The 14,191-nt window shown below is 49.7% G+C and carries 11 protein-coding genes; 5 read left to right on the top strand and 6 right to left on the bottom strand.

Translation table 11 applies throughout. The annotated features are described in order from the left end of the window. Positions 1-37: 37 nt before the first annotated feature. Complete coding sequence (locus tag SH449x_RS25680) at positions 38-1,204, bottom strand: hypothetical protein (RefSeq protein ID WP_482378933.1); 1,167 nt, start codon at positions 1,202-1,204, stop codon at positions 38-40. Between the two features lie 30 nt (positions 1,205-1,234). Then, positions 1,235-2,023 carry an O-methyltransferase gene (locus SH449x_RS25675; protein WP_482378932.1) on the bottom strand — a complete coding sequence of 263 codons (789 nt, stop codon included), beginning with the start codon at positions 2,021-2,023 and terminating at the stop codon, positions 1,235-1,237. 289 nt (positions 2,024-2,312) lie between these two features. Here SH449x_RS25675 and SH449x_RS25670 point away from each other — a divergent pair, with 289 nt between their 5' ends. Both SH449x_RS25670 and SH449x_RS25665 read left to right on the top strand, forming a co-directional pair. After that, positions 2,313-3,725 carry a glycosyltransferase gene (locus SH449x_RS25670; protein ID WP_482378931.1) on the top strand — a complete coding sequence of 471 codons (1,413 nt, stop codon included), beginning with the start codon at positions 2,313-2,315 and terminating at the stop codon, positions 3,723-3,725. 185 nt (positions 3,726-3,910) lie between these two features. Continuing rightward, positions 3,911-5,857: an ABC transporter ATP-binding protein gene (locus SH449x_RS25665; protein ID WP_482378930.1), complete on the top strand. Its 1,947-nt coding sequence runs from the start codon at positions 3,911-3,913 to the stop codon at positions 5,855-5,857. 229 nt (positions 5,858-6,086) lie between these two features. On the opposite strand, the gene SH449x_RS25660 is transcribed toward SH449x_RS25665, so the two are convergent. After that, a complete protein-coding gene (locus SH449x_RS25660) occupies positions 6,087-7,079 on the bottom strand; it encodes a UbiA family prenyltransferase (protein ID WP_482378929.1) in 993 nt (330 codons plus the stop codon). A gap of 11 nt (positions 7,080-7,090) precedes the next feature. Further along, positions 7,091-8,290 (bottom strand): formylglycine-generating enzyme family protein, encoded by a 1,200-nt coding sequence (locus SH449x_RS25655; protein WP_482378928.1) that lies wholly within the window; start codon positions 8,288-8,290, stop codon positions 7,091-7,093. A 139-nt stretch (positions 8,291-8,429) separates the two neighbouring features. Here SH449x_RS25655 and SH449x_RS25650 point away from each other — a divergent pair, with 139 nt between their 5' ends. The 3 genes from SH449x_RS25650 to SH449x_RS25640 all read left to right on the top strand — a co-directional run bounded on the left by SH449x_RS25650 (position 8,430) and on the right by SH449x_RS25640 (position 12,217). Next, positions 8,430-8,678: a hypothetical protein gene (locus SH449x_RS25650; protein ID WP_482378927.1), complete on the top strand. Its 249-nt coding sequence runs from the start codon at positions 8,430-8,432 to the stop codon at positions 8,676-8,678. A gap of 70 nt (positions 8,679-8,748) precedes the next feature. Continuing rightward, a complete protein-coding gene (locus SH449x_RS25645; RefSeq protein WP_482378926.1) occupies positions 8,749-10,290 on the top strand; it encodes a tryptophan halogenase family protein in 1,542 nt (513 codons plus the stop codon). A 490-nt stretch (positions 10,291-10,780) separates the two neighbouring features. Beyond that, positions 10,781-12,217 (top strand): transposase, encoded by a 1,437-nt coding sequence (locus tag SH449x_RS25640; protein WP_482377353.1) that lies wholly within the window; start codon positions 10,781-10,783, stop codon positions 12,215-12,217. A 43-nt stretch (positions 12,218-12,260) separates the two neighbouring features. Here the strand turns inward: SH449x_RS25640 and SH449x_RS25635 are convergent, their stop codons facing one another. Continuing rightward, positions 12,261-13,040 (bottom strand): hypothetical protein, encoded by a 780-nt coding sequence (locus tag SH449x_RS25635; RefSeq protein WP_482378925.1) that lies wholly within the window; start codon positions 13,038-13,040, stop codon positions 12,261-12,263. Between the two features lie 18 nt (positions 13,041-13,058). Then, the gene (locus SH449x_RS25630) at positions 13,059-14,090 is read right to left on the bottom strand and encodes an Lpg1974 family pore-forming outer membrane protein (RefSeq protein ID WP_482378924.1); all 1,032 of its coding nucleotides are present in this window, start codon (positions 14,088-14,090) and stop codon (positions 13,059-13,061) included. Positions 14,091-14,191 lie beyond the last annotated feature (101 nt).

Below are 14,191 nucleotides of genomic sequence, written 5' to 3'. Positions count from 1 at the left end.
GGTGCGATCAAAAAACGGGGGAAACCATGGTCTTCATTTATGCTGCCTTCTTCCGTAGACCAAGCGCACTAAGGACGGATTTGATTTTTCGTTCAAAGCCCTTAGTTCGTGTAATCTCGGCAGAGCTTTTGACACCCTTAAGCCGCCAGTCTTTTCTCCATTTTCTAGCTCCAGCTTCGATGGAGACAAATCTATCCACTAGGTTCGCAGACGAATGCACATCAAACGGATCTGTCACCGAACCAAAGCCTGGATGATCTCGTCGAATCGCCTCTCGCCACTCTGGTCGAATCGGCGTTCCGTCGCTCAATGTGTCGAACTCACACCCTTGGCTTGAAAAATCAGAAACATTAAAACGCTTCAGCGATTCATGATACTCCGCCACCATGGATTTCAGTATAGGCTGATCGTTCAGGGTTGTTCTGTTTTGACAATGGTCAAACTCAAGTGGTGCCGTTGGATTGAGGTTACTGAAATGAAACAGTGCGATTGGGTGGTTGCCAATGCAGGCTCGCCCCGCAGAATCGAGTGAAAGCGAGAACTGCGGCAAAGTCCAATGCCCCGCATTGTAGGCGGGGTCTCTCAAAACATTAACGCGATCAAACAGTCCAGGAACGAGACTCAGCCATTTCTGATCAACAAACATCGAGGCCGACAGATCTACATAACAATGCCTAGACAGCCGACGTTTCCACCAATCTATAAACGCTGTTGAGACGTTATCATTCCGAACCGCAAGAAACCCCGCGTTGAATGTTCCCGCCATCAGAAATAAATCCTCGCTTGGCCGGCAGTTGTCTTCGGGAAAGGGGCAAATTAGGTGTGGCGTAAGGACGATCGAATCGGTTTTTAATGCATTGAACACTGCCTCAAGCGGAGACAAAACACGCATGTCACCATCTAAATAGACGACCTCGTCGTAACCCTTTTCAAGAATGGCCCCAATGGCAAAGGGCTTTAATGCACAGGATAGTTCAAAAGGAGTGTACTGAAATGCAAAGCGTCTCCAATTCTCAATTCCGATGTTCGAAGCGAGAATCGTGCTGACCGCCTCGCAATCCAGCCCCTCAGCCCCAACCGGATTGTCTACGAAGCAAATGAAGAAATCGCATTCTGGATTATGCCTAGAAACCGATTCTCCTAATGCATAGGCATAGTGAGCGTAGTTCCTCGTAGCGATCGTAATGATAGCTCGTTTTGTCATGCAAAGCTCCTTCATAGCGAGGCTTTTCCATTAAGCAGCGCCGGTTAGTTTACTCTTCGATGCTAAAGAGGGGGTAAAAACAACGAATCGAGTACCTGCTATCTGGCTACAACTACCGTGTTCCTCCCAAAACTCATTAACTGCTTTGGTAACTCCGACGCACTCAGAATTCTTTGGCTCCCAAGTGTAATCATGCCAAAGAATACTTCCTCCCGGCTTTAGGAACCGAAGGGCTCTCTGTGTGTCACGCTTAACGAATTCATAAGTGTGATCCGCATCCACAAACACGAAATCCGCTTTCCCAGTCAATCCATCGTCCTCAAACTGCACTAAATTCGCAAAGCGCTGTTCGATCCGATCCTCGTATCGCGTCCCACGAAACAAACATCCCACATCAAACTCGGAGAGCCCAACCCCCATCCCATGAACATGCGTCTTTCGGGCTCGAGGGTCCAAATCAATTGTTATGATTCTTCCCTCTGCTGGCATGTTGGCGACCATAGAGAGTGTCGATCCGCCCATAAAGGTCCCAAACTCTACAACCATCTTGGGCTGTAGCACCTTCGTAAGAGCACCCAATGTCAGCAATTCGTGCTCTGGCATCGCCCACTTGTGACTTCGTATCAACCGCGGCAACATGGTAACTTCGGCATGATCGCCACCCGGGAAAATCTCTTCGAAAGTCGCAGAGGGGACCAAGAACGGCACTTCTGGAATAGCCCCCACCGAGGAGTTTCCTGGAGCCGTTGGTGGTTGGTAGCCAGGAAGTCTTTTCGCGATCGATCGCCTCCACTTAGACACAAACGTTTGAGAACCCATTTTTCCCACACTCTTCCTTGATCAATTAGAGACGATTCGCATTTTAGAGAGATAACACCCCTGGGCGAAAACTTTAGGCAATTCAGCAAGAATGTTGCAATACCATTCTTGGCCAGTGAGCACTTTTTTGCGGATTACAAGCTGAAAAAATGCTATCAATGCCACCGCGTCGATGTTGATTCGAACTTGCATTTACACTACAACACGATATTCCGAATCGATTATTAGTAGGCGTGCTGGAACCGTGAACCACAGAACCAATTTTCTTAAAAGTGCCGGGAGCCTGACAATGCAAAAGGGACTTCGCAGAGTACTATTCGATATTTCCTACACCCTTAGCTCAGAGAAAATGTCAGGGGTGGAGCGCGTGGTCACGAACCTAAATCGTCAGCTTTCAGATATCTGCTCAGAGCGAGGTATTGAATTTCTTCCCGTCATCAGCGTCCGAGGAAAATTCTACCGTGTAACTTTAGAGACCACGACCTCATTCGAACGATTCGTGAATTGGAAAAAATCACCATGGGAGCACACGTCAAACCGTTTCCGATCTGTGGCTAACGCGACCTGTAGGGTTTTTCCACATCGCAAAGTGGTTCGAGCCTTGCAGCCACAGAAAGGGCACCTGGGAATTTTTCGCCTGCCTGCGGAAATTTGGGAACGCAGACTTCGCTACAAAGCCCAAAAATCAGAATTCCTTGCCGACGCAACCGTGGGTGATCTAGTCCTTATGCCAGACGCATACTGGACAGAAATGCAAGCACTGAGAGCGGGAAACGCGGCAAAAGCCAATGGGGCCTTCGTTGTTGCTATCGCTTACGACTTGATCCCACTTACTCATCCGAAGTTCGTCGGGGAGAGTAGAAGCAGCGACTTTCGAGAGTATTTTCGTCAGCTCATGAAAAGCACCTCAGGTATCGTAGCCATATCAAAGACAGTCGAGAAAGAAATCCGCGATGGGACGGACAAATTTTTACGTCCCTACTATGGAGACGAAGATTCTGTGTACACAAAAAAGATCTCATCATTTCGCTTGGGCTGCGATTTTTCAAAGGAGGCCTCCTCCCTTTCCCGTAAATCATCGACGCATCCGATCTTGAAAGCAGCATTCCCTCATCACCGTACTCATCCTGTTCACTTGATGGTTTCTACTTTCGATCCGAGAAAAAACCATGCATTTGTCCTTGATGCCTTTGAGAAAGCCTGGAGCAAAGGATCCAAATCATCATTGTGCTTCATAGGTAGAATGGGATGGTTGTGCGATGATATTCTTGACCGACTAAACAATCATCCCGAAAAGGGAAAACGATTATTTGTCGTGCACGATGCGACGGACACCGACGTTCAATTCGCTTATCAGCAATCCAGCGTTTCAATCCTCCCCTCTGTAACAGAAGGTTTTGGTCTGCCGATCGTTGAGTCGTTGCTTTGCGGAATTCCAACTTGGGCAAGCGACATTCCCATACATCGTGAGGTGGGGCAGGAACATTGCGATTACTTCTGCCTTAACGACAACGATTCGCTAGCAAAAAAGGTATTGGATTTTGAGAAACAGTTTTCATCGGATGCAAAATCTGCCAACGGTATCATCCCGCTTACGCTAACAAGCTGGCGAGAATCCGCAGAACAGCTTCTTGAGGTAGCGGGCAATCTGAATGACGCTCCGGAACGCACTTCCCCGAACGCGGGAATTGCAGTGGCTTAATTGGCTACCTCAATGCTCTCTTAAGACCCGCCAGGGCTGACTGCACTCGACTGTGGTTGCGTCATTCTTTCTGATCGTTTTCCAGTTAGGTTGACCAGAATTCTATTTCTCTATTTGCGTGATCCTTTGAATTTGCTATTAGGGCATCGTGGGTTATTTTCCAAGTATACAAACTGAGTCACTGAATGAAGAATTTTTGCAGAGCACTCCGTGAATCACTGAATTTTCTGCCTACGATTGTGGCTGCAACGCTTTGCTCTATTGGTATTGCCGTCTTGTGGGGCTCGAATATTGGAGCTCTCTACCCTGTAATCGAAATGACTCTTCATGGAGAGTCGATTCAACGATGGTTGGAAAAAAGCGTCGAGCACCACGACGAGCAGGTCCAGGAAGTTGACAATAAGTTAGCCGCGATCAACGATGACGGCTCCCTTTTGCACCCAGCAGATTCTCCGCTGCGAAAGTCTCTAGACCGCCAACGCAAGCAATCCCAAGCGGCTTCGGAGCTTCGTTCGTGGGCTCTGTCGTGGGCCAAGAGGATCTTTCCAACAGATCCGTTCCAAACGATCTGTTTCATCATGGGCATCCTTGTCGTGAGCACACTCGTAAAACACTTGTTAATGCTAGCAAGTGACATGCTGCTCGGATATGCATCGTCATCCATGGTTCGCAATCTTCGGCAGCGACTCTTTCACAAAGCCCTCGAACTCGACAGACTTTCCTATCATAAACATGGCGCTAGTACCCTTTTAGCTTCGGTCACCTCAAAGACAGATCGACTATCCGCTGGATTAATGGCTGTCTTTGGACTGGCCATTCGCGAACCGTTGAGAGTGCTTGCTTGCCTTGTTTTTGCCTCCTTCATTTCCTTCCGACTGTTGCTACTCTCAGCCGTTCTAGCACCATTACTCATTGTGGTCGTCGTGATCGTAAGTCGTTCGTTACGAAAAGTTGCTAGCTCCATGCTTGGAAAAAACGTTCGATTTCACGAGATACTACTGGAATCCCTCAACAACGTCTCAACGATTCAAAATTACACGATGGAGTCTAAAGAGGAGAAAGTCTTTTCCTCTTGCACCAAAGACATGCAACGATTAGGTCTGAAGATGATTCTAGTTTCAGGCTTGGGGAAGCCTGTTGCTGAGTTAATTGGGGTAGGAATGGTCGCTATTGCTGTATGCGGAGGTGCTTACTTGGTGGTCAATCAACAAACCCATATACTCGGACTACAGATCCGAGACACCCCTCTTACAATCACAGACCTACTGATGTTCTTTGGTTTTCTCATCGGCGCGAGCGATCCATTAAGGAAACTATCGGGGCTGTCCATTGTTTTCTATACCGCCGTTATGTCGGCCAATATGATCTATGGAATTCTTGATTCTAAGTCGTTGATCGAATCGCCTGAGAACCCTAAGTCACTCGATAGCAGCCAAAACGACTTGAGTATCGAGGGACTTTCTTTTTCGTTTCATGAAGAGTTTCCCGTTCTTAATGATGTCAACCTGTCGGTTCCCTTTGGCAAAACCATCGTTATCTTGGGACCCAATGGGAGCGGAAAGTCAACGTTGGTTCAATTCATTGGTAGGTTCTATGAACCGCATGCAGGTCGAGTTCGGCTAGGTGGGGTCGACATACGAGAGCTTGATCTTCAAGACCTGCGGCGTCGAGTAGCCTACGTGAGCCAGTCAACTGAACTTTTCAATCAGTCAGTGTCGGAGAACATTCGCTACGGTTCTCCAGACGCCTCGAGAAGCGAAATTGAAAAGGCAGCGATTTTGGCTCATGCACATGAATTTATTACCGACTCTCTCTCGGATGGTTACGATACCGTCGTCGGGCAATCTGGACAGAAACTGAGCGGCGGGCAAAGACAACGAATTGCGCTAGCACGAGCGATCCTGCGGAAACCCGAGATCCTGATCCTCGATGAATCGACGAGCCAAATCGATATGGCTAGCGAAATTCAAATCCGAGAGACACTCGAAAAGATGAAAGGTCAGCTGACCATCATCATTATCACGCACCGGGAAGCCCTCCTCAAAGTTGCTGATGAAATCTACACGATGGATAGAGGCGTCCTCACCCAATCCCACCTAGAGCACGCTGAAAAGGACTCTGTCGCCGCGTAAGACTTGCAAAGTTGTTGCAAGGCGTTAGGCAGTTGGAATTTTATCGCAACTCAAGTAGGAGATAGTTACGTTTCCGGCCCTAAATATCAGGACTTGCCTTGCTAGCTGCAAACCTAACGATCCGCTGGACGAGCCAGCAGGATTCGCTTACGAACCAGCCAGCGTGAATTCGGTAGTTTTTCTGCCGCTCGCCTAAGGTGCTGTCCTTTGTGAAAGCCTGCTCTCGGTATCACGTCATCCGGAAATAACGCCCCATCAAAAAGGTTGGGATGGCAAACAAGCAAATTAGAACTCCAGGCCCTGTTCCTGCGAACTGCAAGGCAATCGCGGCATCCAGGAAAAGGATCGTCAAAATCGACTGTTTAATGGCTGGCACCAAACTCGATACGTTCGGATACTTGATCGAATTCAGAACCCTTAGCCCCCAAGGAATCGACAGCAGCAATATCAACATGGGATACCAATCCCTGGCTCCTAACCTTTGATACAACTCTGGCGAAACGAAGTTAGCAGCCGCCGCGATACAACCCAGACCAGCAAAACTCACCCCCCAGCAAGATGCCAATCGAGCACGTGATTGTATTAACATCGATTCCTTACGGGCTGCCAAAGTCAGCCCCACCACAAATAAACCGTGTCCAGCCAGAAGCAACCAACCACCCGGCGAGAGCAACGTCACCATCTCTCGATCAAGAGCCATGACCACAGCCCCCACCGCCATTCCCAATGCCAAGTTCAAAGAGCGACAAGCCCCCATCAGCCACGGCCCCAAGATGGTCTGCTTGAGCCGACTGTCATAAGCCAGAATCGCGAGCATCAACAACGCCGCGACACCTAACGGAGGCAGCATATGCATCATCCAGCCCGGCGAGTCCGTTGTACCTATCGACGTAAACAATCCGGCAAACGCCGCAAAGATCAAGCCCGCTCCCAGAAGAATCCAGCCCACACTCGTTGCTTGCGCGACCGAGATGCGTTCGGAAACGAGCGGACCTAGTCGACGTTGTGACTTATCTCTTTCAACATCGTTAACGTCGTTGATCACCATGCCCGCCCAGTACATGGAAATCGAAGCCAACGAAACTAAAACGACAGGTAGATAAACTTCAGTCTGGCCAAACCAAGGACCAACGACGAAGCTGAAGCCTGCGATAGAATCCGCGCATGCCGTTAGAGTATTCGGCGCACGCACCAACTGCATCCAGTCTTTCCATTGAGCCATACCTGACTCGCCTAGCGCACGCGGCGTTGAAATTCTTGGATAAGATCTGGAACAGGCAGACCAATAGCACCACGACCTTCCTTCAATCGAAATGCCACATCTTCTTGTGTTGTGTCATTATCGATATCCCAGAATAGCTTTTTAAGCTCAGGCGTTAGTGGCTCTGCCGAACGAACCAACCTCATGCCAACCATCCGAGCTGGATCGGTCGTGAACCACCAGGGGCTTAGGGGGATGTTAGGATCGCTTTCCTTCCAATCCTCGTCAGCCGATCCCATCCTTGCCGCGGCTCTTAGGCGATCCGCAGAGTCCTGCCAGCCGCCACCTTTAACGCAACGTGAGTCTTGTTCGGTGGGCCAAGCTGTACCGTCCTTCCAAGATAGTTTCTTGCCACCACGATCACCGAAACCCGACGCGTCGTACTGATCAATTACCCATTCCCAGACATTGCCATGCATGTCATGCAATCCAAAGGCATTGGGAAGCTTAGAACCAACTTTATCCGCACCTTCACCAGCATTGTCTTCGAACGTTGCATACTTCTCTAATTCCGATGGATCATCACCAAAGCAATAAGCTGTTTTGGCACCGGCTCTGGCTGCATGCTCCCATTCGGCTTCCGTCGGTAATCGGTACTCGATTCCCGTCATTCCACTCAACCACTTCGTGTACTGCTTGGCGGCGTATTGCGTCATGGTTACGGCAGGTTGATACCTGTCCTCGCCATACTCGAAAGTGTGCGCTGGGTCATAGAGCGGTGTCGGGACTGTAATCGCATCGGCTCGGTTCTCGTCGTTGACCGTTCGGATGCCATCGCCTGCAAGACGTTTAAAGACATCGTACATTCGCATAAAGGTCTTGTACTCTCCCCAGGTCAACTCCGTCTTCGCGACCCAGTAAGGAGGCAAACTGACGGTGAACTGTGGTCCCTCGTCGTCCGCTCTTCCTTCTTCACTGTCAGGAGATCCTACGACGACCTCTCCTCCTGGAACGGGAATCATCTCAAACTTAATGCTAGTTCGCTCGATTTCGTGGACGTAGGGGACCATGTAGATGCCGTTGTATTCCACAAAGGGACCCGACTCAGGTTTCACCTTGCTAATTCCCAATACCGAGGCTTCCACACCCGCTTCTTGAGCGATCGCTGGCACGGTAAACTCGAGGGATGCAGGCAAAGAAGCAAGCAAACAGGCTAGAAAAAATCGTTTCATCGCAAAAATCACGGGAGAGTCAGGGCGTGCGGTTCTGCTACAATCAGCCAGAGCAGTTCCCCTAGGTTAACCAACCTCTCCGAGTCCTGCTAGGTGCATTACCTGATCTGATTCCCACCTAGCCAAGAATTTTTTCCATATGCCTACCTCCGAACGCCAAATCGACATACCGAGCAGCCTTCCGATCCTTCCCGACAGCGTTAGCAGAACGATCGAATCGCCCGAATTCCAGGAAAAGTGCCAACAGATTCGAGCCAACGTAGCTGCAAAATACGAACGAGAGATCGAATCGGCCAGCTTTGTAGAATGGGTTTGGATGAAATGGCGAATCCACCGTGAAGTCGATCGGGAATTACGCCTCATCTCCCCCAGCGATCGAGCTCTTTAAGCAAACGGTAATTGCCTAAAACGCAGAAAAAGGGACCAGTCGTAACGGTACCCAGCCTATCCACAAAATAATGTATTTCGAAACAAACAACAACTTGCAAGAAGCTCGCGATTCGGTGCGGCGTTTGGTGATCGTAGGAGGCGGTTCTACTGGTTGGATGGCTGCGGCCATGCTGGCTCGGGCACTGCCCAGTGAATGCCGTGTCACCGTTGTTCGCCCGCCGGGGGACGAGGGAATCGGTGTTGGGGAAGCAACCATTCCATCTATTCTCAGACTTCTGGATTGGTTTCAGATCGATGAATTCGATTGGATGCGTCGTTGCCATGCTACCTATAAGCTAGGTATTCGATTTAATGACTGGTATTCACCAGGGCATGAGTGGTGGCATCCGTTCGGTGTGTGTGGTGCTCGCATCGACGAAGCAGATTTGTTTCACGACTGGTGGGTTCAGCGAAATAAGCATCGACTAGAACGTTCCTACACCAGCTATTCTATACACTTAGCAGCGGCCCTCGCTTCGAAGGGGCCGCATCTAATCTCGGGAATGTCTCCGATTACCCAAACGAGGTCTTATGCCTTTCACCTCTCTGCCACCGGTCTAGCGGAGTGGCTTCGTGAAGAAGCTTTGAAGTATGGAACCAAAGAGGTAACTGGACGAGTAACTGATGTTGTTTTATCCGAAGATGACGTGATTGAAAAACTCGTTGTCGACGGAGCCTCAATAGTCGAGGGAGATTTTTTCCTCGATTGCAGCGGCTTCCAGTCGCTGTTAATGTCGAAGACACTCAAAGATCCGTTCTTGGATTGGTCGAGCCGACTACTCTGCGATCGCGCTGTCGTGACGACTACACCACCACAGGGCAGTGCAAGCTCGTTTACCGAATCGAGAGCACTATCAGCAGGCTGGCGATGGCGAATTCCTTTGGCAAGTCGCGTTGGTTCTGGATACGTCTACAGTGGGCGGTACCAATCCGACGAAGCAGCTTGGGAGGAACTACGCCAGTCTCTGGGTGCGGAAGGGGCTCATGCCGCAGAACCTCGTTACTTGCAGATGCGAATCGGACGTCAGTCGAATTTCTGGCGCGGTAACGTACTGGCGGTAGGATTGGCTGCTGGGTTTATCGAACCTCTCGAATCAACAGGCTTGCATCTGACACAAGTCGGAATCGAGTGGTTCATCGATAACTTCCCCGGTTCAGCGAAGCGTTCAGCCCATGCAGCCGTGTACAACCACTTGATGGGCTCTTTGTATGACGAGATCGCTGACTTTGTCCATCTACACTATTTAGCAAGCAACCGGACTGACACATTGTTTTGGAATGATGCCCGAAATACACAGCCGTCCAAAGCGTTAGCAGATCGACTCACAACTTATGCAGAGGTGGGGCGTCTCGGACCGCTACTCGCAGATGGTTTTACGGAAACGAGCTACTACCATCTATTGACTGGAAACGGACGCCTGCCTCACGGTGTCTCGGCTGTCTCGTTAGCAAAACCCTCGCCTCAGATCCTGCAAGTCCTGGGTGTGATTGACAAGCAGAATCGGGAACTGGTTAATCGATTGCCGATACACGAAGAGCATTTGCAATGGATCCACTTGGGAAGAGACTGAAACGCGACAAAATTGTTGAGCCCTCTCTTCACCGGGGCTTTGAGATCCTGGACGCGTGCAGTTTCCACCAGCATTCCGTCCCTGGGTGGCACGCTCTGAGGAAAGATGGATGGTTTCACCGCATGGGCATCGCCCTGCGCTGGGTCGCCAGGGCGGGCCATAGTCGCATCTAGCAAGGGATGGCAGTCTGGTTTGCGCTGATCCGAACTGGGCTAGAGAGCTCACCGCAGGGCGTTGCCCGTGCGGTTAAACGATTGGGCTCTGCGCTGACGCTTTCAGGGGCAGCCCATAGTAGCATCTAGCAGGGGATGGTGGTCTGGTTAGCGCTGAGCCGGACCGGGTTAGAACGCTTATCGCAGGGCGTTGCCCAACGCCGTAGCGGATTTTTTTTCTGGAAAAACTGGGGTTTTCTTGAGAATGCATAAATGAGAAAAGCTGGACCCCCCCATTAATCAATCTGACAACACATCAGCTTGAAAGGAGTCCAGCTATGTCAATTGGTGTTCGAAAATCGTCAGTGGATCGCAGTTCTGCTTCTAACTCGACGGAAGAGGTTGGTCGCAATCAGACCGACCAAGTCAACCTACTTAAGGATAGTCTAGAATGGATTCTTGTACCAGAGATGTTCCAGGGCATGCAACGCCATGGAAATAGCCGCTGGAATCCTGTTCATTTTGTCGGACTGGTAGTGTTAGCTTCTGTATGTGAGGGAAAGCAATTGACCGAAGCATTTAAGAAAGCTAAGTCGGTCGCGTTAGATTTCTTTGGATCTTTGGCCATCCATACGTATCAAGGAATGATGCGAGCTCTTGTCAGTAATCACAAGGAATTAGTTTCAAGATTGTGGAGTCGACTACAGACACTCATGGAACAAACCGCACCAGCATGCTTTCGTATTGGTCGCTGGTGCCCACTGGCGGTAGATGGTTCACGATTCTCGACGCGTCGATCACGTGGCAATGAACACGCCTTTTCTGCCAAGAACTATGGTAAGGGGCGTGCTGCGAAGTCGCGTCAGCATTGGAAGAACAAGAACAAGCGAAGTAAGAAACTTGCCACACTTAAACCGCAAATTTGGCTTACGTTGATTTGGCATATGGGTCTTAAATTACCGTGGTGCTGGAAAAAAGGCGCATCCAATTCCAGTGAAAGACATCACATGATGGACATGCTGAAATCTATGAATTTCCCAGAAAATACACTGTTTTGCTGTGATGCGGGATTTGTTGGGTACGAGTTGTGGAGTGCGATCATCAATTCCGGCAATAGCTTCTTGCTCAGAGTTGGCGGTAATGTCCGACTGCTTAAAAAACTTGCGAAGATCAGTGGTAGAAGGGACATGGTGTGGGTTTGGCCACGCGAGGCGATGAAACGCAATCAGCCAGCTATCGCGTTGCGTTTGATCACCATCCATGATGGTCGAGGTACCATGTACTTGGTGACTAACGTTTTAAACGAACGACAGTTGTCTATGAAAATGATTCGACAGCTATATCCACTTCGTTGGGGGATTGAACTGCACTTCCGAGCCACGAAGCAAACCTTCGAACGGGGAACGCTCCGAAGTCTCAATTCCGACAACTGTCTGGTGGAACTAGACTGGTCACTCATCGCATTAACGATGGTTCAGTTGATTGCCATTCGCGAGCAAGTGAAGCTAGACATTCCTCCGGAACACACAAGTATAGCTCGAGCACTTAAAGCAGTGCGTTTCGCATTGTTCACAAGACACTCGAAATCAGCGAGCCTCACTCCGTTCAACGACGAACTGAGCAACGCCGTATTGGATGGTTACATTCGTAAGGGATCAAAACAGGGACGCTACCGACCCAACAAGAAGAAAAAACCAAGCGCGACGAAACCGGTCCTCACCTACGCAACAACGGAGCAAAAACACAGATATGCAGAGCTCAGCCAAGCAGCCTAAAAATCCGCTACGGCGTTGGGCGTTGCCCGTGCGGTTAAACGATTTATAGCGTGCCGCTACTGGATGGTTTGTGATAGATGGTTACGAAAGGACGTTGGTTTCTATCCGCTCCGATACCTATGTTTCCAATCATGTGTTTCGATACTTCGAATAGCCAACGCTTTCGTTGCGATTGATCTATCCCGAAACTAGACATAATCGAATTCATCAACGCTTCGCAGTCCCCAACTCTTTTCTCACAGTCATAGCAGTTGATATCATACGAACAACGATCCGTGGACTCATCGCTAATCTCTAACAGATTCAGCTCTTCTTCGGATGTCAATAAACTCTTGAACAAGGACATCATGGCGAACAATTGGTTGCTACTGACGAGACGTTCACAAAGGTTTTGAAAGCGATCTAATGGAACGCCCCTCAAGACTCGATAGCGACTGAGAATCGCGGGACGACTAGTATCGCTGCTAGTCCATTTAAAGCCCAAGAATCGCAGGTCTAAGTTCGCTTCCAGATAACACTTGGTCGTCACTGAGTCTGGTTGGATCTCAAGCCCGAAATGAACATGCTCCGCGCGACTCAAGTATCTCGAGATGGTTTCGATCACCTGAGGTGGTGCGTTCCAGCTATTGCATACCGAGAGAACTTGTCGGGGTAACCAATCTTCCAAATCGACTAATGGTATCGTAAACAAACAGCGTTGATCGGATAGTTCGCCGTCTCGAAAACGGGCTGATCGCTCAAAGGCAAAGGGTACGCCATGGCCCAACAAGATCGATCTTAAATGGTAGAACTCGTTCGTGTTTGCTATCGCCTCGGGTATCATCGGTTCGGCGTATGATGATTAGTAGGTCATCTCGAGACCAAGGGTGAAACCGTGAAAGCCAACGTCGCTTGGGCCCGCGAATGTTGGGGCTAGAGCAAGATTGTTCGGAGTACTCGTTATGGTGGAGAAAGCGGAACTATAGTTGTGCCACATCTGCCACTCGTAACCTCCGCGGAGGGCCATGACGGCTCGGTTCTTGAATAAGCTTTGCGAGTACTGTAATCCACCCCCAAACTCGGTTATTCCAAAGATGCTATTGGTCAAAATAACGGCTTCGTTCGGCTCGCCATCGAGACCGTTGTTGACCATCTTGTCACCGGTGGAAATAGAGCCTCGACCGCGAAGATACAAAGCAGCGTTGGAACCTAGTGCTCGCTGGACTTCGATACCCGCCACGCCGCCGAAGCCTCGAAAGATGTTCTCTCGAATCGGAGCGATGGGCAGGTAGTTTTCCATCGTCTCCTTGAACTCGTTGTAGCGAATACCGCCGCTTAGCTCCATCGCCCAACGATTTCCCAGCCGAATTCGATCAAAGAGTTCCATGTCTATGGTAAACGTCTTAATGTTCGCCGATGCGTCAACGGAATCGAAAAACACGGCGGGTGCATCTGCATCGTATTGAAAGAAGCGAGTACGAAACCCGATACCAGAGTCGAACAGGTATCCAAGCGTCATTCTCGGGGCGGCTTGGGAACTAAAATCGACATCGTCGGTATCAACCACGGGTACGAGGCTATAGTTTCCTGAGCGATTACCGTCGGCTCGATGATACTTAAGGATCAGTAGTTCTGCCGAGCCAAAGAGTTTTGGCTTACGCTTCTCGTTAGAGCTCGTATCAAGTCCAAATACGATCGACGGAGTGCAATCTAAAAGATCCGAGAATTTCCCAAACGGGCCAAGATCGCAAGATGCTCCTTGAAACGTCGTTTGCGTCTGTCCGTTCCCATCCCAGCCGTAATCGTTCGGCAGTGCTGATCTGGCCCCGTCATCTGCCTTAATGCGACCTGTAAATACAGTCACCGCGATGATTACCAACACGAATATTCGCATTCTCTACCTCTTGATCGAATGACAGTCCACTAACATTAGTGCTAATTGGGGATAATTCACAATGTAAGATTTGGTGTCCATACCAAATCACGTTTATTTAC

The sequence above is a fragment of the Brakhagea baltica genome (assembly GCF_052161605.1).
Classification (GTDB): Bacteria; Planctomycetota; Planctomycetia; order Pirellulales; family Pirellulaceae; genus JBKCUI01.
This window is presented reverse-complemented; position numbering and strand designations above follow the sequence as displayed.

Bases quoted from the DNA above. Each gene is read 5' to 3' on its own strand.
- SH449x_RS25680 (WP_482378933.1), bottom strand. From the start codon at position 1,204: ATGACAAAACGAGCTATCATTACGATCGCTACGAGGAACTACGCTCAC.
- SH449x_RS25675 (WP_482378932.1), bottom strand. From the start codon at position 2,023: ATGGGTTCTCAAACGTTTGTGTCTAAGTGGAGGCGATCGATCGCGAAA.
- SH449x_RS25670 (WP_482378931.1), top strand. From the start codon at position 2,313: ATGCAAAAGGGACTTCGCAGAGTACTATTCGATATTTCCTACACCCTT.
- SH449x_RS25665 (WP_482378930.1), top strand. From the start codon at position 3,911: ATGAAGAATTTTTGCAGAGCACTCCGTGAATCACTGAATTTTCTGCCT.
- SH449x_RS25660 (WP_482378929.1), bottom strand. From the start codon at position 7,079: ATGGCTCAATGGAAAGACTGGATGCAGTTGGTGCGTGCGCCGAATACT.
- SH449x_RS25655 (WP_482378928.1), bottom strand. From the start codon at position 8,290: ATGAAACGATTTTTTCTAGCCTGTTTGCTTGCTTCTTTGCCTGCATCC.
- SH449x_RS25650 (WP_482378927.1), top strand. From the start codon at position 8,430: ATGCCTACCTCCGAACGCCAAATCGACATACCGAGCAGCCTTCCGATC.
- SH449x_RS25645 (WP_482378926.1), top strand. From the start codon at position 8,749: ATGTATTTCGAAACAAACAACAACTTGCAAGAAGCTCGCGATTCGGTG.
- SH449x_RS25640 (WP_482377353.1), top strand. From the start codon at position 10,781: ATGTCAATTGGTGTTCGAAAATCGTCAGTGGATCGCAGTTCTGCTTCT.
- SH449x_RS25635 (WP_482378925.1), bottom strand. From the start codon at position 13,040: ATGATACCCGAGGCGATAGCAAACACGAACGAGTTCTACCATTTAAGA.
- SH449x_RS25630 (WP_482378924.1), bottom strand. From the start codon at position 14,090: ATGCGAATATTCGTGTTGGTAATCATCGCGGTGACTGTATTTACAGGT.